At 31.6% G+C, this 25,499-nt stretch carries 23 protein-coding genes and 1 riboswitch; of the genes, 15 read left to right on the plus strand and 8 right to left on the minus strand.

Annotated elements, in window-relative coordinates; all coding sequences use genetic code 11:
- The first annotated feature begins 173 nt into the window (after positions 1-173).
- On the plus strand, positions 174-1,274 hold the full coding sequence (locus CLAU_RS14410; protein ID WP_023162920.1) for a GerAB/ArcD/ProY family transporter: 1,101 nt from the start codon (positions 174-176) through the stop codon (positions 1,272-1,274).
- Positions 1,275-1,374: 100 nt separating this feature from the next.
- Here the strand turns inward: CLAU_RS14410 and CLAU_RS14415 are convergent, their stop codons facing one another.
- Together CLAU_RS14415 and CLAU_RS14420 are read right to left on the minus strand one after the other, a co-directional pair.
- Entirely contained in the window at positions 1,375-1,566 is a 192-nt protein-coding gene (locus tag CLAU_RS14415; RefSeq protein WP_013237517.1) for a hypothetical protein, read from the minus strand.
- 146 nt (positions 1,567-1,712) lie between these two features.
- Complete coding sequence (locus tag CLAU_RS14420; RefSeq protein ID WP_013237518.1) at positions 1,713-2,345, minus strand: GDSL-type esterase/lipase family protein; 633 nt, start codon at positions 2,343-2,345, stop codon at positions 1,713-1,715.
- 166 nt (positions 2,346-2,511) lie between these two features.
- Positions 2,512-2,614, plus strand: a riboswitch (purine riboswitch).
- 138 nt (positions 2,615-2,752) lie between these two features.
- On the opposite strand from CLAU_RS14420, the gene purE reads away from it, so the two are divergent.
- From purE to CLAU_RS14465, 9 genes are all read left to right on the plus strand, one after another.
- The gene (gene purE / locus CLAU_RS14425) at positions 2,753-3,232 is read left to right on the plus strand and encodes a 5-(carboxyamino)imidazole ribonucleotide mutase (RefSeq protein ID WP_013237519.1); all 480 of its coding nucleotides are present in this window, start codon (positions 2,753-2,755) and stop codon (positions 3,230-3,232) included.
- Between the two features lies 1 nt (position 3,233).
- A complete protein-coding gene (gene purC / locus CLAU_RS14430) occupies positions 3,234-3,941 on the plus strand; it encodes a phosphoribosylaminoimidazolesuccinocarboxamide synthase (RefSeq protein WP_023162921.1) in 708 nt (235 codons plus the stop codon).
- Between the two features lie 40 nt (positions 3,942-3,981).
- Complete coding sequence (gene purF, locus CLAU_RS14435; protein ID WP_013237521.1) at positions 3,982-5,427, plus strand: amidophosphoribosyltransferase; 1,446 nt, start codon at positions 3,982-3,984, stop codon at positions 5,425-5,427.
- Positions 5,428-5,440: 13 nt separating this feature from the next.
- The gene (gene purM / locus CLAU_RS14440) at positions 5,441-6,436 is read left to right on the plus strand and encodes a phosphoribosylformylglycinamidine cyclo-ligase (RefSeq protein ID WP_013237522.1); all 996 of its coding nucleotides are present in this window, start codon (positions 5,441-5,443) and stop codon (positions 6,434-6,436) included.
- The gene (gene purN / locus CLAU_RS14445; protein ID WP_013237523.1) at positions 6,424-7,038 is read left to right on the plus strand and encodes a phosphoribosylglycinamide formyltransferase; all 615 of its coding nucleotides are present in this window, start codon (positions 6,424-6,426) and stop codon (positions 7,036-7,038) included. The genes purM and purN overlap by 13 nt, the downstream gene beginning before the upstream one ends.
- A 20-nt stretch (positions 7,039-7,058) precedes the next feature.
- Positions 7,059-8,558 (plus strand): bifunctional phosphoribosylaminoimidazolecarboxamide formyltransferase/IMP cyclohydrolase, encoded by a 1,500-nt coding sequence (gene purH / locus CLAU_RS14450; RefSeq protein ID WP_013237524.1) that lies wholly within the window; start codon positions 7,059-7,061, stop codon positions 8,556-8,558.
- Between the two features lie 85 nt (positions 8,559-8,643).
- A complete protein-coding gene (gene purD, locus CLAU_RS14455; protein ID WP_023162922.1) occupies positions 8,644-9,885 on the plus strand; it encodes a phosphoribosylamine--glycine ligase in 1,242 nt (413 codons plus the stop codon).
- Between the two features lie 156 nt (positions 9,886-10,041).
- Entirely contained in the window at positions 10,042-11,058 is a 1,017-nt protein-coding gene (locus CLAU_RS14460) for a phosphodiester glycosidase family protein (protein ID WP_013237526.1), read from the plus strand.
- A 15-nt stretch (positions 11,059-11,073) separates the two neighbouring features.
- Positions 11,074-12,126: a hypothetical protein gene (locus tag CLAU_RS14465; RefSeq protein WP_023162923.1), complete on the plus strand. Its 1,053-nt coding sequence runs from the start codon at positions 11,074-11,076 to the stop codon at positions 12,124-12,126.
- A gap of 52 nt (positions 12,127-12,178) precedes the next feature.
- Here CLAU_RS14465 and CLAU_RS14470 read toward each other — a convergent pair whose 3' ends face one another.
- Positions 12,179-13,072 (minus strand): MBL fold metallo-hydrolase, encoded by an 894-nt coding sequence (locus CLAU_RS14470; protein ID WP_013237528.1) that lies wholly within the window; start codon positions 13,070-13,072, stop codon positions 12,179-12,181.
- Between the two features lie 181 nt (positions 13,073-13,253).
- On the opposite strand from CLAU_RS14470, the gene CLAU_RS14475 reads away from it, so the two are divergent.
- Positions 13,254-13,577, plus strand: a complete 324-nt coding sequence (locus tag CLAU_RS14475) for a hypothetical protein (protein ID WP_013237529.1) — start codon at positions 13,254-13,256, stop codon at positions 13,575-13,577.
- A gap of 49 nt (positions 13,578-13,626) precedes the next feature.
- Here the strand turns inward: CLAU_RS14475 and CLAU_RS14480 are convergent, their stop codons facing one another.
- From CLAU_RS14480 to CLAU_RS14500, 5 genes are all read right to left on the minus strand, one after another.
- Complete coding sequence (locus CLAU_RS14480) at positions 13,627-14,262, minus strand: Vitamin B12 dependent methionine synthase activation region (RefSeq protein ID WP_023162925.1); 636 nt, start codon at positions 14,260-14,262, stop codon at positions 13,627-13,629.
- Positions 14,263-14,285: 23 nt separating this feature from the next.
- Entirely contained in the window at positions 14,286-16,499 is a 2,214-nt protein-coding gene (locus tag CLAU_RS14485; protein ID WP_023162926.1) for a cell wall-binding repeat-containing protein, read from the minus strand.
- A gap of 228 nt (positions 16,500-16,727) precedes the next feature.
- Complete coding sequence (locus CLAU_RS14490; protein WP_013237532.1) at positions 16,728-18,188, minus strand: FAD-dependent oxidoreductase; 1,461 nt, start codon at positions 18,186-18,188, stop codon at positions 16,728-16,730.
- Between the two features lie 51 nt (positions 18,189-18,239).
- Positions 18,240-18,929 (minus strand): NADH-ubiquinone oxidoreductase-F iron-sulfur binding region domain-containing protein, encoded by a 690-nt coding sequence (locus CLAU_RS14495; protein ID WP_023162927.1) that lies wholly within the window; start codon positions 18,927-18,929, stop codon positions 18,240-18,242.
- Positions 18,930-18,945: 16 nt separating this feature from the next.
- Positions 18,946-21,060: an FAD-dependent oxidoreductase gene (locus CLAU_RS14500; RefSeq protein WP_023162928.1), complete on the minus strand. Its 2,115-nt coding sequence runs from the start codon at positions 21,058-21,060 to the stop codon at positions 18,946-18,948.
- 188 nt (positions 21,061-21,248) lie between these two features.
- On the opposite strand from CLAU_RS14500, the gene CLAU_RS14505 reads away from it, so the two are divergent.
- The 4 genes from CLAU_RS14505 to CLAU_RS14520 all read left to right on the plus strand — a co-directional run bounded on the left by CLAU_RS14505 (position 21,249) and on the right by CLAU_RS14520 (position 25,495).
- Positions 21,249-22,088: a MerR family transcriptional regulator gene (locus CLAU_RS14505; RefSeq protein WP_023162929.1), complete on the plus strand. Its 840-nt coding sequence runs from the start codon at positions 21,249-21,251 to the stop codon at positions 22,086-22,088.
- Between the two features lie 241 nt (positions 22,089-22,329).
- Entirely contained in the window at positions 22,330-23,076 is a 747-nt protein-coding gene (locus CLAU_RS14510) for a cyclase family protein (protein ID WP_013237536.1), read from the plus strand.
- 43 nt (positions 23,077-23,119) lie between these two features.
- Entirely contained in the window at positions 23,120-24,046 is a 927-nt protein-coding gene (locus CLAU_RS14515) for a ketopantoate reductase family protein (RefSeq protein WP_023162930.1), read from the plus strand.
- Positions 24,047-24,097: 51 nt separating this feature from the next.
- The gene (locus tag CLAU_RS14520; RefSeq protein WP_023162931.1) at positions 24,098-25,495 is read left to right on the plus strand and encodes an APC family permease; all 1,398 of its coding nucleotides are present in this window, start codon (positions 24,098-24,100) and stop codon (positions 25,493-25,495) included.
- Positions 25,496-25,499 lie beyond the last annotated feature (4 nt).

Genomic DNA, 25,499 nt, shown 5'->3' on the forward strand with positions numbered 1-25,499 from the left:
CTAACAATAAAAACTGGAAAGTGTTTATTGTTTATACAACTTTTATACTATTTTCTTTTGTACTTGATGTATTGTTTGTCTTTCATATTAATGTACCCAGTCCGGCAGTACCTATAAAAAAAATCATTGAATTCATATTTAAGTTACAAGGTTGATTGAAAGGAGAGAAATATGTGGATAGACAAATAATATCTAATTCTCAAGGCATATGTATAATGTCTATGTTCTTAATTGGTACTTCTATTGTGCTAGAAGTTGCTAAAAATGCGAAACAAGATGCTTGGATATCCATAGCACTTGGAATAATTATGTCACTGCCAATGATTGTTGTTTATTCAAAGCTACTTAATAATTTTCCTGAAAAAGATCTGTATGATATTTTTCAGTATGTATTTGGTAAAAAAATTGGTAAAGTAATTTCAGTATTATTTATCTGGTATGTATTCCACTTGGGTGCTTTAGTAATAAGAGTTTTTTCTGAATTTGTAAATGTAGTTTCATTGCCTGAAACGCCTCAATCTATTTTTGCTATTTTTCTCGGTCTATTGTGTATTTGGACTGTAAAATCTGGCATTGAAGTTTTAGGTCGTTTAGCTATGTTTTTTTTACCATTGATTATGGTAATTACAATAATTATCATAGCTCTTCTTTATACTAATTCCCACTTTATAAATTTAAAACCTATATTATATAATAATACAAAGCAGGTTTTGCTAGGAGCATTTTCTTCTTTTTCTTTTCCATTTACTCAATCAATTATCTTTACCACAGTTTTTCATTCACTTAGAAATAAAAAGAAAATATTTAAAGTATTTCTTAAAGCATTGTTAATAAGTGGTATATTTCTTTTATTGTCTTCTATTAATAATGTAGTTGTTTTAGGTTCTCAAACAACTACAGATTTATATTTTCCCCAATTTACATCCACAAGAACGATAAAAATAGGTGATTTTATTGAAAGATTTGAAATTATTGTTGCATTAATATTTGTACTCATGGGATTTATTAAGGTAAGTGTGTGCTTGTATGCAGCATCAACTGGAACTGCTAAAATTTTCAATATAAATAATTACGGAATAATGGTTGGTCCCATAGGACTTCTTATGATAAATTTATCACAAATACTATATAATAATACTATAGAAATGCTTTACTGGGCTAATAATATATACATTTACTATGCTGTTCCGTTTCAAGTAATCTTACCGATAGTAACATTGATTATTTCACAGATAAAATTAAAATCAAATAAATCGAAACCAAAGGTATTTTAGAAAATGCATTAACTAATACCATACTTTCATACTTTTTAAACTTAAGAATTGTATTTTTGTAAGAAAGCTGTTACACATTTAGTATAACAGCTATACATTTTTAGTCTACAAAACTATTCCAGTAATTTGAATAATCAATTGCTGCAGGTGATATATTGGAGTATTTTACATCATAGTGTTCAGCTAATGCATTTATGAATTCTTTTGCAGGCATTCCGGATTTTTCTATTAAATTTTCAATTTGCTTTTGTAAGTCTTCTGGTATTTTAGAAAAACAGTAGGTAGTATTCATTTTAACAAATCCCCCTTATAATATAGTGCTAACGTTTAATATATTATATGATATATAACTTTTTAAGTGTAATATATATGCTGAATTTCTATCTTTAGTATAGCACTATATACAAAAAAATTCAATAAAGAGTAGCCTGTAAAATATTATTTTTTATGTACTTCTTTGAAAGTAAGTATTTTTTTATATACATTTTGTGCTTCTATCAGAGTAAGTGTTTTTTGTATACATTCTGCTATTAATTTATGGCCTAGTGCTGTAGGATGAATTCCATCTATAAACAAATCGTCCTTGGTGTTTGTTTCTAATTTTTCCTGAAAGCAGCTATAAAAGTCTGCATAAAAAAGACTATTTTTAGTGCAAAAATCTATTATCCAATTTCTGTATTCACTTTCTAGCTCACTTACTTTCTCATAATCTAAAGTACTATCCCATTTTTCCTTAGCTAATTTTTTGTATACGAGAGGTTCTATGCCTATTATTGTAATTATTTTTGCAGATAAGGATTCTTTTATGATCTCTTTTAAATTATCTGTTACTAGTTTTAGAGATCTTCCAGTCATAAAGTCGTTACATCCAACCATAATGAGTACATGACTAGGATTATTTTGAATTACATCTTTATAAGAACGTGACAGCAATCCCGAAGCCGTATCTCCACATACTCCTTTGTTTAAAATATCTATTTGAAGTTTTTCTCTTAGAATGGATACAAAACATTCACTATTAGAAACACCATATCCAGCAGTTAAGCTGTCTCCTATACATACCATTTTCATAGGTAAATAATCTCCTTTCAGTTTTAAAACGTAAAATAATGTTCGATATGGTATGAACATTACAACTATATAATTTTTTACAATCTCAAAATATACGAATATTATGCGTTAAATTAGATTGAACGTATTGAATTATATAATTTGATATGATAATATAAGTATATCATAAATAAATGAATAGAATATCCATATAATCCTAATAATGAGGTTTAGGAGTATCTACAGGGAACCGTAAAATTCTCACAGCTATGGATAACTTTATTTAAAGCTAGATGTTTTTATATCAAGTTTTAGTTAAGGTGACTAGCTTAAGGTTTCACATAGATTCTCAATTGTAGATTTATTGAAACCTTTTTATTATACTTTTGGTGATATGATCTAACATTTGTTGTTTAAGGAGGACGAATATGAAAGTAGCAATTATATTTGGAAGTAGTTCCGACATTGACAAGATGAAAGGAGCTGCCAAAGCCTTAAAAGAATTTGATATTCAATATGAGGCATATATTTTATCAGCTCACAGGGTTCCGGAAAAGCTTTTGGAAACTGTAAAAAAATTAGAAGAAGAAGGCTGTGAATGTATTATTTCAGGTGCTGGTCTTGCAGCACACCTTCCAGGAGTTATTGCAGCTAATACAATTATTCCAGTTATAGGAGTTCCACTTAATGCAGCTATTTCTGGACTTGATTCTCTCTTTTCAATAGTACAGATGCCAAAATCTATACCTGTAGCTACAGTTGGAATAAATAACAGTTACAATGCAGGCATGCTGGCAGTAGAGATTTTAGCACTTAAATATTCTGAAATTAAAAAGAAATTAATTGAATATAGAAAAAATATGAAAGAAAAGTTTATAAATGAAAATGGAAAAGGAGTGGAATTATAATATGGAAAAAGGAAAAATGATATATGAAGGAAAAGCAAAAAAGGTATATGAGACAGAAGACAAAGACAAGGTAATAATTTATTATAAAGATGATGCTACAGCTTTTAATGGAGAGAAAAAGGGACAAATATCAGATAAAGGAGTATTAAATAATACAATTACTTCAATGCTCTTTGAGCTGCTTGAAAAACATGGTATAGAAACTCACTTTGAGCAAAAATTAAATGATAGAGAACAACTTTGTAAAAAGGTAGAAATAGTTCCTCTAGAAGTAATTGTTAGAAATGTAGCAGCAGGGAGTATGGCAAAGAGATTGGGACTAGAGGAAGGCAGCGCACTTAAAACTACAGTATATGAATTAAGCTATAAAAATGATGAACTTGGAGATCCTCTTATAAATGATTATCATGCAGTTGGAATTGGAGCTGCTACTTTTGATGAGCTTAAAACTATATATAAGATGACAGAATCTATAAACAATATTTTAAAAGAATTTTTCTTAAGACAGGGAATAAAATTAATAGATTTTAAATTGGAATTTGGAAAATTCAATGGAAAAATACTTTTAGCTGATGAGATATCACCAGATACATGTAGACTATGGGATGCAAAAACTAATGAAAAATTAGATAAAGATAGATTTAGAAGAGATATGGGAAATGTAAAAGAAGCCTATGTAGAAATATTGAAGAGAATAAGTAAAAATTAGCAGCTGCCTTAATTTTATGGTTAAAAGGAGAGAATTTTTAATGTGCACTTTAAATGATAAATTTAATACTTGCTCCTGTATTGATTTGGAGGAAGATAAATTCAAGGACGAATGCGGTGTATTTGGAATATTTTCTAAGAACAATATAGATGTAGCATCTTTAACTTATTATGGACTATATGCTCTCCAGCATAGGGGGCAGGAAAGTGCAGGTATTGTAGTTTCTGATGGAAGTGAATTTAAGTATCATAAAGGGATGGGACTTGTAGCAGATGTATTTAATAAGGATATATTAGAAGGACTTAAAGGGAAAAGTGCTATAGGTCATGTAAGGTATTCTACAGCAGGCTCTAGTACTTTAAACAATGCCCAGCCGCTTATGGTGAAGTATAAACTTGGATCTATTGCTATAGCACACAATGGTACTTTGGTCAATGCAGATGTCATAAGAGGACTTTTAGAAGACGCAGGATATATCTTTCAGACATCTGTAGATTCAGAAGTTATTTTAAGTCTTATTGCAAGAGAGGCTAAGAGAGATATAGGTAAAGCTGTAGTAGATACAGTTCAGGCAGTGAAAGGTTCTTATGCCATTACTATTTTAACGGAAAATGAGCTTATAGGTGTAAGAGATCCCAATGGAATAAGACCACTTTGTATAGGCGAATTAAACGGAGATTATATACTCTGTTCTGAAAGCTGTGCCCTGGATTCTATAGGAGCAAATTTTATAAGAGATGTAAAGCCTGGAGAAATTGTAATTATAAACGATGATGGAATTAAATCTATAAATTTTGCAGAAAAGACAAAATGTGAAACCTGCTCTTTTGAATATATATATTTTGCAAGACCAGATAGTACTATAGATGATATAAATGTATATACATCAAGAGTTAAAGCAGGAAGAATACTTTATAGAGAAAACCCAGTAGAAGCAGATGTGGTTATAGGTGTCCCTGATTCGGGAATACCAGCAGCTCTTGGATATTCAGAAGAATCGGGAATACCTTATGCTATAGGATTTATAAAAAATAAATATGTAGGAAGAACATTTATTGCTCCATCCCAAGAACTTAGGTCTAAAGCAGTAGCTGTAAAGTTAAACCCTCTAAAGGTAAATGTAGAGGGAAAAAGAGTGGTAATTGTTGATGATTCCATAGTTAGAGGAACTACCAGTGGAAAACTTGTAGAAATACTTAGAAAAGCTGGAGCTACTGAAGTGCACTTTAGAGTTTCATCTCCTGTAGTTAAGTATCCTTGCTATTTTGGCATTGACACCCCTTATAGGTCTCAACTTATAGGTTCTAATGCAAAAATAGAGGAAATAAGGGATAAAATAGGAGCAGATAGTTTAGGCTATATAAGTATAGATGGAATTTTGAAATCCCTTCAATGTACTGAGTCAAAAGGATATTGTTTAGGGTGCTTTAATGGAATATACCCAATATCTGTACCTATAGAAAAAGATAAAAATTATTTAGAGTAAGAGGTGGTTTGCTGTGGTAACATATAAAGATTCCGGTGTAAATATTGAAGAAGGATATAAGTCAGTAAAACTTATGAAAGAATATTCATCTAAGACTTTTATACCAGGAGTTTTAAATGGACTTGGAAGTTTTGCAGGTATGTTTGAACTTGGTAAATATAAAAATCCAGTACTTGTATCTGGAACAGATGGAGTAGGAACAAAGTTAAAAATAGCATTTCAAATGAAAATGTATGATACAGTGGGAATAGATTGCGTGGCTATGTGTGTAAATGATGTTTTATGTCATGGTGCAAAACCCCTGTTTTTTTTAGACTACCTAGCTTGCTCTAATTTAGAAGCAGAAGTTGCAGCAGATTTGGTTAAAGGCGTATCAGATGGATGTATTCAGGCAGGTTGTGCCCTAATTGGTGGAGAAACTGCTGAAATGCCTGGCTTTTATTCCAAGGGAGACTATGACATGGCAGGATTCACCGTAGGAGTTGTGGAAAGAGATAATATAATAAATGGGAGTACAGTAGAAGAAGGAGATGTCCTTGTAGGAATAGCATCTAGTGGAGTTCACAGTAATGGATATTCATTAGTAAGGAAAATTGTAAAAGATTTTGATGAGGACTTTTTGGGTACGCCTATAGGAAAAGTACTTTTAACACCTACAAAGATATATGTAAAACCTGTACTTAAACTTTTGGATAAATTTAAAATTAAAGCTATGGCTCATATAACTGGAGGGGGATTCTTTGAAAACATACCTAGAATGTTTAAAGATGATTTTACTGCAGTTATAGATAAGAAGAGTTTTGAAGTGCCACCTATATTTAAGCATTTAATGGAACTAGGTGTAGAAGAAAAGCAGATGTACAATACCTATAACATGGGAATAGGATTTGTACTATGTGTAGATAATAAAGATGCTAAAAACGTAGTGGAAGAATTAAATAAAATGGGTGAAAAGGCATATATAATAGGAAGTGTAAAAAAAGGGGAAAAAGCAGTATGTTTAAAATAGCAGTTTTGGTTTCTGGAGGAGGTACTGACCTTCAGTCTATAATAGATGCAGTTGAGAGCGGATATATAAAAAGCTGCAGTATAGAAGCTGTCATAGGTGACAGACCTGGAATTTATGCTTTAGAAAGAGCTGAAAAGCATAATATAAAATCCTATGTATTAGATAAGAAAATACATAAGTCTAATATTTCTCAGGAAATATTAAAGATGCTTAAAGACAAAGTTGACTTAATAGTATGCGCAGGATGGCTTTCCATACTTAAAGGAGAGCTGATTTCAGAATTTAGAAATAAAATAGTAAATATACACCCTTCTTTAATACCGTCTTTTTGCGGAGATGGTATGTATGGCATAAAGGTTCATGAAAAGGCAATTGAGTATGGAGTCAAAGTATCAGGCTGCACTGTACACTTTGTAGATGAGGGTACAGACAGTGGTCCTATAATAATTCAAAAGACAGTTCCTGTATATTTTGAAGATACTCCAGAAATGCTTCAAAAGAGAATATTAGAAGAAGAGCATAAAGCCCTTCCTGAAGTTATCAAACTTATTTCTGAAAACAAAATAGTGGTGGAGAACAGAATAGTAAAAGTTTGTAATTAAAATAATTGGAGGTGCAAATTATGATAGATCGTGCATTAATAAGTGTTTATAACAAAAATGGATTATTGGATTTAGCAAAATTTTTGATAAATAGGGGAGTTGAAATAATATCTACAGGTGGAACTTATAGATACCTTGTAGAAAATAATATAAAGGTTACAGAAGTATCTAAAGTTACTGGATTTGATGAGATACTAGATGGCAGAGTAAAGACACTTCATCCAGTTATACATGGTGGTATACTTGCCAAAAGAGATAATAAAGAACATATGGATACTATAAAAAGTAAGAACATAAAACCAATAGATATGGTAGTCGTAAATTTATATCCTTTTTTCGACAAGGTATGTGATAATATAACTTTTGATGAAAAAATAGAGTTTATTGATATTGGCGGTCCAACTATGATAAGAGCTGCAGCTAAAAATTTTCAAGATGTAATAGTTGTTACAGATGTAAATGACTATTCACAAATAATTAACGAAATAGAAACTTCTGGAGACGTGAAATATGAATTTAGGAGAAAACTTGCAGGTAAGGTATTTAATTTAATGTCTGCCTATGATGGAGCTATAAGTAACTTCCTACTTGAAGATGAATATCCAGAATACTTAAGCTTGTCTTATAAAAAATCTGAAAGCTTGAGATATGGAGAAAATCCACATCAAAGTGCAGCTTATTACACAGAAACTGTAGGAAAAGCTCCTATGAAGGATTTTGAACAGTTAAGTGGTAAGACACTTTCATATAATAATATGAGAGATATGGATATGGCCTGGAAGGCAGTAAATGAATTTGAGGAAGTATGTTGTGTTGCAGTTAAGCACAATACTCCTTGTGGTGTAGCCCTTGGTAAAGACTTACATGAGGCTTATGTAAAAGCTTATGAGTGTGATTCTACTTCTATTTTTGGAGGCATTATAGCTGTAAATAGAAAATTAGATGCAAAGACTGCAGAGGAAATAGCTAAAATTTTTGTTGAAATAGTTATTGCACCGGATTTTGATAAGGATGCAGTTGAAATATTAAAGGCAAAGAAAAATCTAAGAATAATTAAGTGTGATGTAAAACCTACTAATGGTGTTGAAATATCAAAATTAGATGGTGGGATACTTGTACAATCTTTTGATGATAAGCTGGTAGATGAGACTAAAGTAGTTACAGAAAAGAAACCTTCAAAAGAAGAAATGGATAATTTGATATTTGGAATGAAGGTTTGTAAATACGTAAAATCAAATGCTATTGTAGTAGTTAAAGATTTTATGGCTAAAGGAATTGGTGGAGGACAGGTAAATAGAATATGGCCTGCATGCCAGGCACTTGATAGGGCAGGAGATGGGGTAGTACTTGCCTCAGATGCATTTTTCCCATTTAGTGATGTAGTATGTGAAGCAGCAAAACATGGAATAAAATCTATAATACAACCAGGAGGTTCCATAAAAGATAAGGATTCTATAGATGAATGTAATAAAAATGGAATTTCTATGGTGTTTACAGGGGTAAGACATTTTAAACATTAGTTTTTAAGGCATTTGAAAAATAAGTCAGTATACTGACTAGTTATTTATTTGAAGGTGTCTAATATGAAAAGGGGGATTTTATATAATGAAGGTACTTGTAATAGGTTCCGGCGGAAGAGAACATGCTATTTGTTGGAAGATATCTCAAAGTCCCAAGGTGGATAAAATATTTTGCGCTCCAGGAAATGGAGGAACGGATATAGTAGATAAATGCAGTAATCTAGACATAACAGACATAAATGGACTTATAGATTTTGCATCCAAAGAAAATATAGATTTAACTGTAGTAGGCCCTGAAGGACCCCTTACAGAAGGCATAGTGGATAAGTTTAAAAGTAAGGGACTTAAAATATTTGGACCAAGTTTAAAAGCTGCCGAGCTTGAGGGAAGCAAAATCTATTCCAAGGATTTCATGAAAAAGTATGGAATTAAAACTGCTGAGTATTGCACTTTTGATGATAAAGATAGTGCTTTAAAATACATAGAAAATTGTAGATATCCTGTAGTTATAAAGGCTGACGGATTAGCGGCAGGAAAAGGTGTTTCCATATGTCAGAATTATGAGGAAGCAAGTACTGCATTAAATGATTTTATGGTAAAGGACGTATTTAAAGGGGCAGGAAAAAATGTAGTTATTGAAGAATTTCTAGAGGGAGTAGAGGCCTCAATACTTACAATAACAGATGGAAATACTATTCTTCCCTTTATATCTTCAAAGGATCATAAGCAAATATATGATGGGGGTCTAGGACCAAATACAGGTGGAATGGGAGCTATAGCTCCAAATCCATACTGCAGTGAGGAAGTTTTAAAAGACTTTGAGAAAAATATAATGGCACCTACTTTAAGAGGAATACAGAAGGAAAACCTAGATTATGTGGGAATAATCTTCTTCGGCATTATGATAACAAAAAAGGGAGTTTATTTGTTAGAGTATAATGTTAGAATGGGTGATCCTGAAACTCAAGCTGTACTTCCACTTATGAAAAGTGATTTTGTGGAACTTATAGAAAGTGCTATATATAGAAAACTTGATAAATTTAATTTGGAATGGAAAAAGGGAGCCTCCTGCTGTGTTGTAGCTGCGTCTAAAGGGTATCCTTTAAAGTATGATACTGGTTTTAAAATAGAAGGTATAGAAAAGTCCAGTAATGTTTTTGCTGCAGGGGTTAAAAAAGAAAATGAACAGTTTAAGACATCTGGTGGAAGGGTTTTAGTAACTTATGGAGTTGGAAATGATTTAAATTCTGCTGTGGAAGCTGCTTACTGTAATTTGAAAAAAATAAGTTTTCCGGGTATGTATTTTAGAACAGATATAGGAAAGTAAATTATAATTTTAGTGTAAAATTTAGAAAAACTGATTTGCCTTAATTTTCATAAGGCAGGTCAGTTTTTTAAATTAACAGAATGTAAAAGATTTTTCAGTGGAAATAATTTAAAAATAATAGTAAAATAGTTCTATACTGTATGGAGGTTAATTTAAATGAATGATTCGAGAAATAGACGAAGGAAAAATATAAAAAGAAAGAAAAAGTTTTCTCCTAGATTGTTCTTTTTGTTCATAATTTATGAGCTTATAGTAGTTGTAGTTACTAGTCCCTTGTTGGTATTTTATGGCCCATTTAAAAATGTAAAAAACCAGATAGTAAGCACAGCTATGGCTACTTTTACTCATCAATACATAGCTACCCTTTTTTTGTCAAAGGATGAAATAAATAAAATACTTCAAGAAGGTAAGAGTGGCCAAACTACTAGCCAGGAAGCTGAAAATCTAAATGATGTAAATATAAATTATGTAGGTGATAAGGATATAAAAAGGTATGATATACCTAGCACAAGATTTGATGGCTATATTTTAGAAATAAAAGATCCTAAGAGAATACGTATAGGATATACTAATAAATTAAGAGAAGTTGGAGAAAGAACAAGTGAAATAGCACAGCGAAATGGAGCGGTTGCAGCCATAAATGGAGGAGGATTCACAGATAAAACAAGTAGTGGAAAAATGTGGGTAGGAACAGGAGGCTATCCAGAGGGAATTGTAATATCTGGCGGTAAAGTAATATACAGTGATGTAAAACCTAATGAAAAAATAAATGTTACAGCTTTTACTCCAACTGGAAGACTTATAGTTGGAGACCACACACTTAAGGAACTTCTTGCTGATGGTGTAACGGAGGCAATTTCTTTTAGAAACTCACTTATAATAAATGGAAAGACTGTATCAGTAGAAAATGAAGGCTTAAATCCTAGAACAGCTATAGGGCAGAAGGCAGATGGAACAATAGTCATGCTGGCTATAGATGGTAGAAAAGGATTGAAAATGGGAGCTTCATTAAAAGAAGTACAAAATATACTTTTGCAGCAAGGTGTAATTAATGCAAGCAATTTAGATGGAGGTTCATCCACTACAATGTACTTTAATGGAGAAGTAATAAATAATCCTTGTGATTGGAACGGTGAGAGAACTGTAGCTACAGCTATATATGTAAAACCTTAGAGGAGAGTGTGGTAGATGAAAAAACTTAAGAGAATAATTGTATGGACAATGATTCCTATAGTTATGGAATTAGCAGGTCTTTTATTAGTAGATAAATTTTATTTTGGTGGTGACTCTAATTTCAATATAAAAAAAGTAGATACTACTTCAAAACAGACAGCCAACAAAATTAGTGTAAAAATACCTGAAGATGCAAAGATGGTGAAGGTATCCTATAGCGGAAATTACATATCGTATTATGATGGCCAATCTTTACAGGTAATTGATACATTAAAAAATAGCAAAAAAGAAGTGGATCTACAAAATGATTTATCCTATTATACCTGGAACTTGGATACAGATAACATACTTGTAGCAGAAAAAACAAGTGGAGGATCAGAATCAAGAAATTTAAAATTTGAGACTTATGATGCCAAACGTGATTCAACTTATCCATTGAAGAATGAGGAGAAGAAGCAGGAACTTTCAATATTACTTCCAGATAATTCTTATGATGTAAAACATATAGCTTTTTCTGGAGCTAGCAATGTAATCTATGTCAGTAGTGCTACTAATGAAGAAGGCAGCAGTAGAATATATAGAATTGATGTAATGATCAGGATGAATTTAGTCAATTTTGTAAGATGCCAGCTTGGAAATATGGCTGCTATAAATGGCACAAATGGTGATGAACTTATATATGAAGATAGGACTTCCAATAGAATAAGAACTAGCAGGGGTGGAATAATAGCTACTGGTGAAAATGCTATGCATTATTTATTAAACACAGATAACAACGACAATATTTATATAGGAAATGGAGAAGACAATAAAGTTAATAAAATATTTGTGGCAAATCTTAAAACGAATAAAAGCAGCTGGAAGGAATACACACTTCCAAGTTCTGTAAATAAAAATAATATATACGTTACAAGAAGTGGTAATATATATATTAATGATTCAAAAGATAGTCAGGTAAAAGATATTACTACAGGCAAAGTTACCAAGTATTCAGGAAATTTTGTATCTGTATATAAATACGGAGTAATAAGTCAGGATGGAAAAAAGCTAACAAATAGCCTATTTTAGGCACTTAAAAAAAATGACTAGCCACTATGCTAGTTATTTTTTTTAATATACTTTAGTTGGACTTGAAATAATATAAGTTACCGTCTTCTATAGAATAGTCTATGAGCTTTTCATTGTATAAATAGGATATGAATGCAGATATTCCTCCAAAATTCAAATGATACTCATGAAAGTTTAAAGATAAATTGTTTAAAATGGTTATGTCTTCTAATATGTTTTCTCTAGTGAGCGGTTGATCTAAAAGATCTAGAATTTGATTTTTATATTTATCTATATTTTTGATGTTTTTATCCACTAAAGAATTTATTTCGCTTTTATCCAGTACCTTTTTGGAGTGGCTTATTACAAAGTAATCTGCATCTATGTCTTTAATTTTATTCAATGACAGGATACTATCTTCTATATTATATAAGTATGGGAAGGAGTATTTATCCAGTATCTCGCTGCTGAATATGGAATCTCCAAGGAAACATACCTTTTCAGGAGTTACTATTCCTATTTGCTCTATTGAATGTCCAGGAAGTGCAACAATGTTAAATTTCTCGTCATTCAATTTATTTATGCCATATTCTAAAATGAAATCTACCTCTAGAGGTTTATTACTCCTATCAAATGCTCTTGAAGGATAGGATGAGGAAAGAATAGATGGGAAGATCTCTGTATTTTCCATAAATAATTTTTCTAATTTAGATGTATATACTAGACAGCCTGGATAGTTTTTCTTAAAGTATAAGTTTCCACCACAGTGATCTAAGTGGCTGTGTGTATTTATTATGTACTTGGGATGCAGGCTATTTTCTATAAGTAAATTCTCTATTTTTTTTGCTTCAGTGTTGTTTATGCCTGTATCTACAATTAGGCAGTTTTTATTTTTAAATATGAATACTCCGCAGTTAGTGGGCGCATCTATGTAATAGGTATTTCCTTTTATCTTATTTAAAGTCATTAAAAACACTTCCTTGAAATATTTGAATTATTATTTTGCATATATAGATGATAACATATTTTATCTTTAAAACAAATATAGTTCTCAATATGAAATGAAATTTTGAAATTTATGATTTATAATGATATAATCTTTAATAAGTATTTTTACGTTAAGATAATTTTAAATGGAGGTATTTCAAATGGATTCAGCTGTATCAGGGCTACTTATGTTTATGGGATTTATGGGTGTTATACAAGGAATTGGAATGAAATATAGCAAAGCTGTGAGAACAAAATTTAAATTGGATACAGAAGGTGTAGATCAAAAATATGTTAACTTTAAGGCAAATTTCTTAATGATACTTGGGGGAGTAATATTAATATTTCAAGCAGTTACTTTTATAAATCCTACATTTGGAAGTAAGTTACAAGTAATGCTGCCAGCAGTTTTACTTGTAGCTATTACTTGGGATTTTATATATAACAGAAAGAGGAAAAGCAAATACGATAATAAAAAAAAATAAAAAGCTAATATTAAAAGGTTCGTATAAGTTGTATACGAACCTTTTAATATTAGCTTTTTCTCATACTGCACAAATTTCTATTTGGGCATCTGGAACAGTCATGGTCTTTTTTACTTAATTTTATATTTTTATCAGCTCCATATATATATGCCATAGAGCGCATGGAAGAAAGCATATAGTCTTCATTTACAGTCAAATTTAAAAAATTCTCCGCATCTAGTTTATCTAGTATATACTTTTGACATTTAAGAGGAATCTCTCCATCTCCAGGAGATATTCTACAACTCAATCCTAAATGCAGCTCTTTAACTTTAGCATATATGTGGTTAAAGAGTTGGGAACTGAGTTCAAACAAGTAAGATGAAGCCATAGCATCAAGCATCATGCCCTCCTTCATATTTCCATAGGAAAAGAATTCATTTATTTTACTCGTACAACTATCACCCATAGTTATAATACAATACACAATGTATTCATAATTTTTTACAGCTTCAAAGTCAAAGTTATCCTCTCTTTTTTGTATTTCAAATATCCCTGTTGGTTCTATATTTTCATATAAAATAGGAAGAAGTTTCTCATATAAACCTTCCATTTCTTCATTTTTTATTATACTGCCATAGGACTTTAAAGTTTGTATTACTTGATCTTTGTTTAATTTAAAATCAAAGTCCAGTATTACATCCATTCTTATTACCCCCAAAGTACTAATTAATGTTTAATGTAGTTAACCCATTGATTTCTAATATCCATAAAGTAATTATCACCTGTTATAGAGTAAATTGCTTCTAGTAAATCTATATGAACCTTGTGATAATCTAAAGCAGGATTAGCATCCCTAGATGTCATTAGATGGCTTAAATCATAACTGGTGAAACCACCTATGTCATAGTAAGGTAATACTACTTTCAAGGTTTTAATGCCTTCATTGAAATAATAACTTGTTTGATCACCACTTATGTCAGATACTGTTTTTGAAAGTTGATTCCAGTCATATATACCTAGTAATGTAAACATGTATCCATTTAATGTATAAGTAGGTGTTGTATTCACATACTCTTGAAAGAATATATCACTTTTAAATCTAGGGTCGAGGCTTCCAAGAGTGTCCATAACGCCACCTTGACTTATTGGTGTTATCAAATAGTTAAAAGCTTTGTTACCGGCATCAATATATTTATGATCGTGAGTTATTTCGTAAGCACGAGAAAAAACATTTAATGCTTCACCTTGAGCCATACTTGAAGTCCAATTAGTTCCAAGAGATTCATAGGAGTAATAAGGAAATTTATATCTAAAACTTCCATCACTATCCATGTGATCGAGGAGAAAATCGGTACATTTTATAAATTGACTTAATACAGATGTATCTCCATGTAAATATTTTGTATGAAGATAAAGTGCATATTGGCATATTGTCACATAATTGTATTGAGCACCAAATTCCCTATAGGTTACTATTGGAATTCCATTGTCATCAAAACTTAATATATCAGATTTATTAAAATGATCACTTGTAAAGAAATCTAAATAATCCGACATAGCTTTATACGTAATTGGATTATCAAAATTAAAATTAAGTTTGCTGTACATTTCTACGGCATTTTGAACTATATCTTTAGAACTTTCCTTATAGATATATTTACTTATTATAGGATTTTTTGATGCTGCAACATTTTTGTATACAGTAGCATTAATTTTAATATTTTCAGGTACTGGCAATTGAAGTAAATAATTATAAATGTTTAAAGCTGAGTCATAATTCCCTTGATTATGAATGCTTACTGCAGTATCTAGCAAATGGTATGCATCACTGTCAAAGGCTGTCTTTAAATTATAATTGTTAGGATATAATGAAATACCTAAAGCTATGCCCTTAAAAGCAGCTAATTCATCAGAAGAAGCCTGACTATTATAGGAATTAATAAAGTCATCAGGTGTGATGTCTTTTGAATCCACAAAAAATCTATTTATTAGATAGTCTGGAGTAACATCTTCTCCACCTACAACCACACACTCTTTTAGTGTAGCTTTATTGTTTCTAACCATTCTAATCTGGTCGGAAGACATATCGTCATTTACGAGTATTACAGGTGAATTATTTTTGGCAGCTAGAGGAGAAATAGATAGTCCATCTGGATAGTTTATTCCTGCTGCTACGTATATTTTTTGTACTTTTGAAAGATCATAAAATTCTTTAATTACATTTGCATTTGTATCATATCTGCTTTGACCACTTAGTCTTTCATAATCACCAAAGTAAGAAGCGGTATCGTCAGGAATAACACCTTGTCCACCAATCACATAGGTTTTTGAAGGTTTTAAAGTACTTAAATAGTCTTTAAGTACATCAGGAATATCACTTTTAGGAGTTAAAACAATAGGTTCAGCTTTACTTGAAGCATAGGATGAAATGGATAATGCATCTGCAAAACTTTCTGATGAAACAACAAATAGCTGATTACCTCCAACTTCTTTTGCAATTTCAATGGAAGTTTCAATTCTTGTAGATCCACCCAATCTTTTTACATTTAAATTTTTTTGGGTTAATTCATTTTCTATTTCACTTGAAACAGCGCCTGTCCCACCAATTAAAAATATATTTTTAATGCCTAGGCTTGTCAATTTATTTTGTATTTCAGGACTTAAAGTGTTTCCATCTGTCATTAATAAAGGTGCATTGTACTTGGCACTTAAAGGTGCAGCACAAATTGCATCTGGAAAGTTTTCACCTGAAACAATAATTGCATAATCAGAATGACCGCTCCAGCCATAGTCAGCTATTTTCATATTAGTTGAGTATCTGTTCGGGCCAGATAATCTTGTTATAGTTGGACTTTGAGACTGAGCATTGATTACAGTAGTTTTTGAAAATATTAATGCTGTAGAAATTATTAAAGTAGTTATAACTTTTTTAGATAACATAAATTTCCTCCGATTTAGTTAGATCTTTACTAGAAAACAGAACTGAAGTCCATATAAATGATATCATTATATTATTATATTATCAACAATAACAACCTTAGTGCCGTTAATTTTAATAAGTAGCAAAAAACGCGAATAACATCATACTAAGCCTTAACAGGCAATAGGTGGATATTATTCGCTCATAAGTTTGGATTACAGGTTAAATATGCATATTTTATATGAAATTTATTGTTCTTCCATAAGATTTGCTTTAATATATTCAACAGCGCTAGACCCTGCTATTCTTCCGCTGTTCAAAGCAAAACCTAGGGAATTTCCAGGTAGTACAAAAGCATAATCAGGATTATATAGTGAATTAGCATCAGTTCCAGCAGCATAAAGTCCCTTTATAACATTTAAATCATCATTAAGAACTTCAGTATTATAGTTTATTTTTATACCGCCAGCACTTCCATATGCACTTAAACCAAGTTTTAATGCGTAATATTTAGAGCCTTTAATTGGTAATAAGTATTTAGGATTTTTATGGAATAACTCATCTTTTGAATCACAATAAGAATTATAAGTATCAATGGTATTTTTTAAGTTTTCTGCATCAATGCCAGTTTTTTCAGCTAACTCTTCTATAGAATCAGCAATAAATAATACATCACTTCCATTTTTCTTAGCTTCTTCTTCTTCTTGTCTAAAATAACTCATATCCATACTAGAAGTAACCACATTTATAAGATCTAAGCCCTTTTCTTCATAATGCTTGATTAGTTCTTCATCTATTATAGAATATGCAATTTTCTTTTTTTGTTTTTCAATAGCATTTGCGGTAAATACAGGATTTTCTATAACTTCTTCATTTATAAATCTTTCACCGTCCAGGTTAACTAAGAGATTAGGTTGACGGAAAGGTAACTCTATAGGAGCATATCCACCAGTGTTAGGAGCAAAAAATACCATTTCCATAGTCATAAAATCTTTTGAAGCACCAGCATCCCAAGCCATCTGGATTCCATCTCCAGTTAATCCAGGAATTCTATATGAGAACAAATCTTTTCCCCATTCAAGTCCAACATACTTCTTAATAAAGTCTGGATTATCACCAAATCCACCTGTACCGATGATAACTGCTCCAGCATATACTTCTAATTCACCATCTTTATCACTAGCTGTTACGCCAATTACTTCTCCTTGATCTTTAATAATACTTTTTACAGGTGTTTCTAATAATATTTTAACGCCTAATTCTTCTGCTCTTTCTGTCATAATTTTAATCATAGTAGCAGCTGCACGAAGTCCCGGTTTCCCTGTTTTAGGTTTAACAATATGCCAGGTTGCTTCTGAAGCTGGAAAATACTTTGAAGGTAATGCGAATTCTACTCCCATATTTTCTAACCATTCAATAGTTCCTGCTGACTGCTCCAAATATCTTCTTATCAATCTTGCATCTGATCTCCAGTGAGAATATTCCATGAACTTATTAAAAGCTCTATCTACAGAGATATCTATAAGTCTTTCTCTTTGCATTCTTGTTTCAACACCTAGAGGCCCCATTGCCATATTAGCACATCCACCTGTAGTATTAGCTTTTTCAAGCACCATTACTTTTGCACCATTTTCTGCAGCAGTAACTGCTGCAGCTAGCCCTGATGCTCCTCCACCAACAACAACTACATCTGTTTCAAATTCTCTCATTATTTTTTCCTCCTTAATAATATTATTTATTAATATATGAAATTTGCATTATTAGCTTCTTCTGCGTCTTCTTCTGCCAGCCATTAATCCTCCACCATTTTGTGGCTCTATTTTAAAACTTCCGACAGCTACTGGCTCTAATGGAAGCTTAGGTATTATTGCACCTGCTTTTTGAATTGCTGCTGCTTTACATACTGCTGTACATTTTCCACATCTGTCACAAATAGATGAGTCGATTATATGAATTAAATCTTTACTTCCAGCAACTGCTTTTTGAGGACACTCCTCCACACACTTATTACAGCCGCTGCATTTTTCTGGTGCAACATAATAACTGAAAAATTTCTTACATACTAAAGCATCACATCTTTTTCTCTTTATATGTTTTTCAAATTCTTCTTTGCTTTCTTCAATTATTCTTTTAGTAATTTTTCCAACCTCTTTACCATAGTCACAGCATGATCCTAGGATTAAATCATCTGATATTTCAGTTAGAATTTCAATGTCTCCATCACGTCCCTTACCTTGAGAAATTGCTTCTGTTATTACATTAAGCTGTAATATTCCTTCTCTACAAATTACACATTCTCCACAGCTTGTACGTCTTGTACTATCAGTAAACATTCTCATTTTATCAACAGGACATGGATTTTCTGACTGTTTTTTATATTCTTCAATTATAAAATCCTTAATTTCTTCTAAAGATGCCTGTTTCCATAACTTTCTTTGCACTAATGCCATACTTTTCCACTCCCTTCTATTTAACTTTATACTGAGCCCATAATTTTGGCTTTCTAATTTGTGTACGTAAATCACACTGTAAACATCTATTTGATTCCTTGCAAGCTGAAGTTTCATTTAAACAATGATTTACTTCCTTGAAATTTTTAATACGACTTTGGACATCTTCACATTCATTTTTTGCTCTTTCGATGGATAAGAAATTTTCATCTTTACCTATATATGAATTTGGAACAATATCTTCTGTTAATTTATCTTCAATTACTCCATCTCCACCTAGTTCAATATCTATAGCAGATGCAACTTTACGTCCGGCTGCAATTGCCCTAATTACAGAATTTGTTCCATATACTGCATCACCAACTGCATACATATCACTATCACTTATCTTCATTCCATCTTCAGTAATAATTGAATTTCCACGTCCAGTAGGTATATTCCACTTTTCTGGTATTTCTGCTCTTTGCCCTGTAGCAAAAATAACTGTATCTGCTGGTATTATATGTTCTGAATCTGGTGCTATTTCAAGTTTCAATCTTTTATTTTCATCAAAACTAAAGGATGCTACTTCTTGGCACTTTACTCCTGCAGCAATATTGCAGCTGCCTTCTATGGAAACAAAGGTTCTTGAATTAAGAATTTTAATTCCTTCTTCTGATCCTTGTTGTATTTCGTCATCGCTTGCAGTCATAGATTCTCTATTCTCTAAACAAGCCATTGTAATATCCTTTGCTCCTAATCTTTTTGCTACTCTTGCACAGTCAAATGCGACATTTCCACCACCTAAAACTACTACTTTTTCACCTACAGTTAATGGCCTTTTAAGGGAAACGCTTTGTAAAAATTCTATATTTTCATATACATTTTTGTAGTTAGCTCCTGGAATTGGTAATCTAACACCTTTTCCTGTTCCTATTGCCAATAAAATCTTATCAAAACCTTTAGTTTTTAAATTCTCAAGTGAAGTTATTTCTGTATTAGTCAATATAATAACTCCTGCACGCTCTATTTCTGCAATTTCATCCTGAACAGCTTTTCTTGGAAGACGATATTCTGGAATGCCAGTTGACATCATTCCTCCAGCTACTGGTGATTTTTCAAATACTGTAACTTCATGTCCGCATTTTGCTAAATAATATGCTGCTGTTAAACCTGCTGGTCCACTACCTACAACTGCAATCTTTTTATTAGTTTTAGGTTTAAAGGTAACTTTATCACGCCATAGACCTTCATCATGCTCTGCTGCAAATCTCTTTAATTCTCTAATGGATAAAGCTTTATTGATTTCTTTTCTTCTACAGGCACTTTCGCAAAATGCCATACACACATACCCTAATGAATGTGGAAAAGGTGCTTTTTCACGAATAACTGCAATGGCATCTTGATATTTTCCTTCTCTAATGTATCGAATATATTTTGGAACATCAATATTTGCTGGGCATTCTGCTTTACATGGGATAAGATTTAATTCACGGTTTAAATTTTCCTTGAATACTCCTTCTTTGTCCTGAAGTGCACCTGTAGGACATACTTCTACGCAAGCTCCACAGAAACGGCAGTTTTCTTCTTTTAAAGAATTGTGCTTCCGAATATCAACCATGATTCTATCATCTTCTGTTATTTCATAGTTAAGAACGTTTACTCCTCGAACCTCTTTACACATTCTTACGCATCGTCCACAGGATATACATCTATTTAGATCTCTTACAATAAGCGGATTAGATGCGTTTACAGGTACACTGTTTAGTGTTCTTCTTAGACGAGAAGTACTTACTCCTAAATATTGAATTAATGATTGTAATTCACATTTTAGATATTTAGGACAAGTAGTGCAGTCGTCAACATGATTGGCTAACATTAATTCCATGGATAATCTTCTCATTGCATTTAATTTTTCTGTTTTTGTATGTATTATCATTCCGTCCTCTACCTTAGTAGTACAGGCTGTTTTTATTTCATCACATCCCTCAATTTCAACAACACACAATCTACATGCACCAATGTCAGGTAGATCTGGATGATGACATAAATGAGGAATGTATATGTCTGCTTCTAGTGATGCACTTAGAATGCTTTTTTCTGAATCTACTTGTAACGTATAACCATCAATTGTAATTGATACTGTATTCATTATTTTCACTCCATTTTTATAGTATTTCATCAAGTTGTTAAGTTATTGTTTTAACAATTAAACTATATAGTCTGCCCCAGGGGAAGAGTCAATAGCTTTTTATATATTTTTCAAATGGTTTGATTAAGGAAATAAAGCATTATATAATAAAGATTAGATAAATTTGCTTTCAGGGGGAGGTATCGGAATTGAAAGATTTATATACTACGGGTGAAGTATCTAAGCTAATGAGTATACCTATTAAAGCATTACGTCTTTATGATTCAATGGGTATATTAAAACCTTTTCGTATTGATGAAAATACACATTATCGTTACTATGCTTATGATCAGTTTTTTTATATTGATTTGATTCGCTATATGAATAAAGGTTTAAAAGTATCGTTAGAAGAGATTAAATTTATGTTGAATTCTTCTGATGATTATGAAATCCTTCTAGAGTGTTTATCCAAGCATAAAGTATCTGTTGAGAAAAAAATTCAAGAACTGCAATATTCAAGTGAAGTTATTACAGAGGCAATTAATAACCTTAAAAATAGAGATAACAGTGCTATGGATTTGAAAATATATGAGCAATATCTTATGTCACGTCATGTTGCAGTTAAGAATGTCAATGTTTCAATTTATGATATCGATTTATATTGTAGAAGAAATGAAGACTTATTTGAAAGTGCTATTTCAGCCGAAGGAAATACAATGTGCTATATCTACAAGAAAAAAGATTATAAACCTGGGACACATGATTTACTAGTATCACAGATTGGATACTTTACAGATAAACGTCTTAAAAATATAGAATATCTCATTTTACCTGAAGGTCGCTATTTATGTTGTAAATTTAGATATTCTGAGAAACTTTCCTGTCAGGTTATATATGAACTTATTAAATTTGCAAGTAATAATGGAATTAATTTATCTGATACGGCTATACAGATTTTTGAGCGTTTTGACCTAAGGGCAAAAACTAAATATGAGTATGAAATGGAAATACAAGTGCTGGAACTTGGAATCAATTCAGTATCATTTTAGTATTCCTAAAAAATCATATAAAATATAGTGATATATATTAATTTATAACGCATAGTTACATTGACTGATTATCAATGCAACTATGCGTTTTTTAATAATAACAAAATTTATATAGGCTGATTATGACGATTTATTAAAAAAGTATTGACTATTTTGATAAATGGATATATATTATAATAAAGATTTACGATTCGCGAATATTTTACAAAATATGAATAAAAATGCAGAGGAGAGATGAAAAATGACAATAAATGTAGACTTGTGGAAAACATTAATTGATTTAAAAAAATGCAAATGGGTTGATTTAACACATGCCTTTGGTTCAGATACACCAAAGTGGTCTGGCTTTAAGGCTGAAAAAATTGAAACTCTTTTTACAATTGAGAAGGATGGTATATTTGTCAATCAATATACTTTTCCAGGACAGTATGGAACACATATGGATGCCCCAGGACACTTTGCAGCAGGGAAAAGACTTATTGAGGATATAGAACTTAAAGAAATGGTTCTTCCTCTTGTAGTTATTGATTGTTCAGAAAAGTTTAAAGAAAATCCTGATTATGAACTTACACTTGAAGATTTGCTTGCATTTGAAGCTGAGTACGGTATTATTCCAGAAGGTTCTTTTGTGGCAATGAGAACGGATTGGGGTAAAAATTGGCCAGATCAAGAAAAGTGTTCAAATGCAGACAGTGAAGGAAATCTTCATTATCCAGGATGGGCATATGAAACATTGGAGTTTTTATATGAAACACGAAAGATAGCAGCAAGTGGCCATGAACCATTTGATACAGATGCTCCAATAAGACAAGCTGAATATGGCTTTAAAGGTGAAAATTATATATTAAATCAAGATAAATATCAAATCGAAGTAATGACAAATTTGGATAAAGTTCCACCAGTAGGATCAATAATTTTCTGTGTGGTTCCAAAAGCTAAAAATGCTCCAGGATTTCCAGTACGTGCTTTTGCAATAGTTAATGAGTAATAAGGCATTTTCAAATAAATAAGAAAAAGGGGTTCCTATTGTAATGATTAGAGAAATAAAAAATGTATCTATAATTGGAATGGGTGCAATGGGATGTGCTTATTCAAGCCAAATTTTTAAAAATATACAAGATATTAACGTAAAGATAATTGCCGAAGGAAAAAGAGCTAAGAGGTATAGAAAAGATGGCTTTGTAATAAATGGAGAGAGATACTTTTATGATGTTGCAGAACCAGATGAAAAATGTGAGGCTGCAGATTTAATAATAGTTGCGGTAAAGTATAATCAATTAAAAGAAGCAGTTACTCAGATTAAAAATCATGTAGGTGATAATACCATTATAATATCTCTGTTAAATGGAATTACCAGTGAAGAGATACTTGGAGAAGTTTATGGAAAGGATAAAGTGCTTTATTCAATATCAGCAGGAATAGATGCTGTAAGGGAAGGACATCAAAATGTAAACTTTAAAAATATTGGATATATAGATTTTGGTGAGGAAAGCAATGATACATTAACGGACAAGGTCAAAACCCTTAAAGAATTTTTCAATAAGGCTAAAATTGAAAACAAGATTCCAAAGGATATGCTTAGATCATTGTGGTGGAAATTCATGGTTAATGTAGGTATTAACCAAACCTCAGCTGTTTTAAAGGCAAATTATGGTGTATTTCAAAGAGAAAAAGCTGCCATAAATATAATGAGAAATGCTATGGAAGAAGTTATTTTAGTATCTCAAAAGGCAGGAGTTAATCTCACAGAAGAAGATATAGAAGACTGGGTGAAGGTTTTGAATAAACTGTCACCTGAGGGAAAAACTTCAATGTGCCAGGATATACTGGCTAAGAGAAAAACAGAAATTGAGATTTTTGGTGGGACAGTAGTAGAGCTTGGCAAGAAGTACAATGTTTTAACACCTATAAATAGTACACTTACCAATATTATTAAGGTTACAGAATCCTTGTACTAATAAAATCCAGTGTTAAGTAATTAAGATATTAAATTTAAGGGGGGAATTGCATTGGCTAAGAATGAATTAAAGAAAAACCAATTGAATTATCTTGAGGTAATAGCACTATCTGTTGCTATTATAGCGCCAACCTTTGCTATGTCTATGAATGTAACTTTAATGGCTGGTATTGCTTCATACTCAACTGGATTAGTGTTTTTTGTAAGCACACTTGTAATAGGATGTGTAGCTATAGCTTTTGTAAAATTTAATCAGTATATTTCAACTGCAGGTTCTGTTTATACTTTTGTTCAAAAATCCTTGGGTAAGAAAGCGGGAACAGCTTCGGGATGGATACTATTTTTGGCATATTTTATGTTCTTTACTGGATGCTGTTGTGCCTTTTCTGGACTTTTTACAGAATTTATAAATCAAGTTAGCGGAGTTAAACTCCCATGGATACCAGTTGCAATAATATGCGGCATTACTATGTGGTACATTTCAATTAATGAAGTAGCAATAAGTACAAGGGTAATGTTAGCATTTGAAGGCATAACAATATTAATGATACTTGTGCTTTCTGTTGTAATAATTGCAAAAACTGCCATGACTACAGGTTTAAGCTTGGCACCTTTTAAACTTAATGGAAACAGTGTTGGAAGTATAGGTAGTGCTGGAGTTGTTGCACTTTTGTGTTTTGGTGGTTTTGAAGGAGCATCGAGTTTAGGAGAGGAAAGTAAAGATCCTAAAAAAATAATACCTTTTGCTCTTGCGAGTACGGTTATAGTAACGGGATTGTTCTTTATTTTTGTAAGTTATGCTCAGGTTATAGGATTTGGAATTACTAAAGGCGGATTAGAGGCTCTTACAAAGTCTTCTTCAACTACTGTAGATTTATCCCAAAAGTATATAGGAAAATCATTTGCTATAGTACTAACATTTGGAGCAAGTTTATCGGCTTTTTCATCAGCACTAGGTGCGTTAACAGCAGGTGCAAGAATTCTTTTTACAATGAGCAGAGATGGCAATGTCCCAAATGTATTTACAAAAGTTCATCATAAGCACAGTACGCCTTATATAGCACTTAATGTAATGCTAGCAGCAGCAGTAGTTATAATTTGTTTAATGTTTAAAAATGATGGGATAACTACTTTTGGATATTTAGGGACAATTGGTGCGTTAGCTTTATTGATATCTTATTTACTAACATGTCTTGGGGCTATAATATATTTTAAATCTAAAAATATATGGAAAATTCATAATTTGATACTTCCTACAGTAGGATTACTTGGACTTGCTTTTGCTTTCTATTCTAATATTTATCCTGTACCAAGCTATCCGGCAAATCTCTTTCCTTATATAGTATTAGGATGGACAATTGTAGGATTTGTGTTTAGTCAAATTTATAGAAAAAGCCATGAAGTTTCACATGAAGATTTATATGAAGAAAATGAAGAAAATGCGATATAGTGAT

It is taken from the genome of Clostridium autoethanogenum DSM 10061, from assembly GCF_001484725.1.
Lineage (GTDB): Bacteria > Bacillota > Clostridia > Clostridiales > Clostridiaceae > Clostridium_B > Clostridium_B ljungdahlii.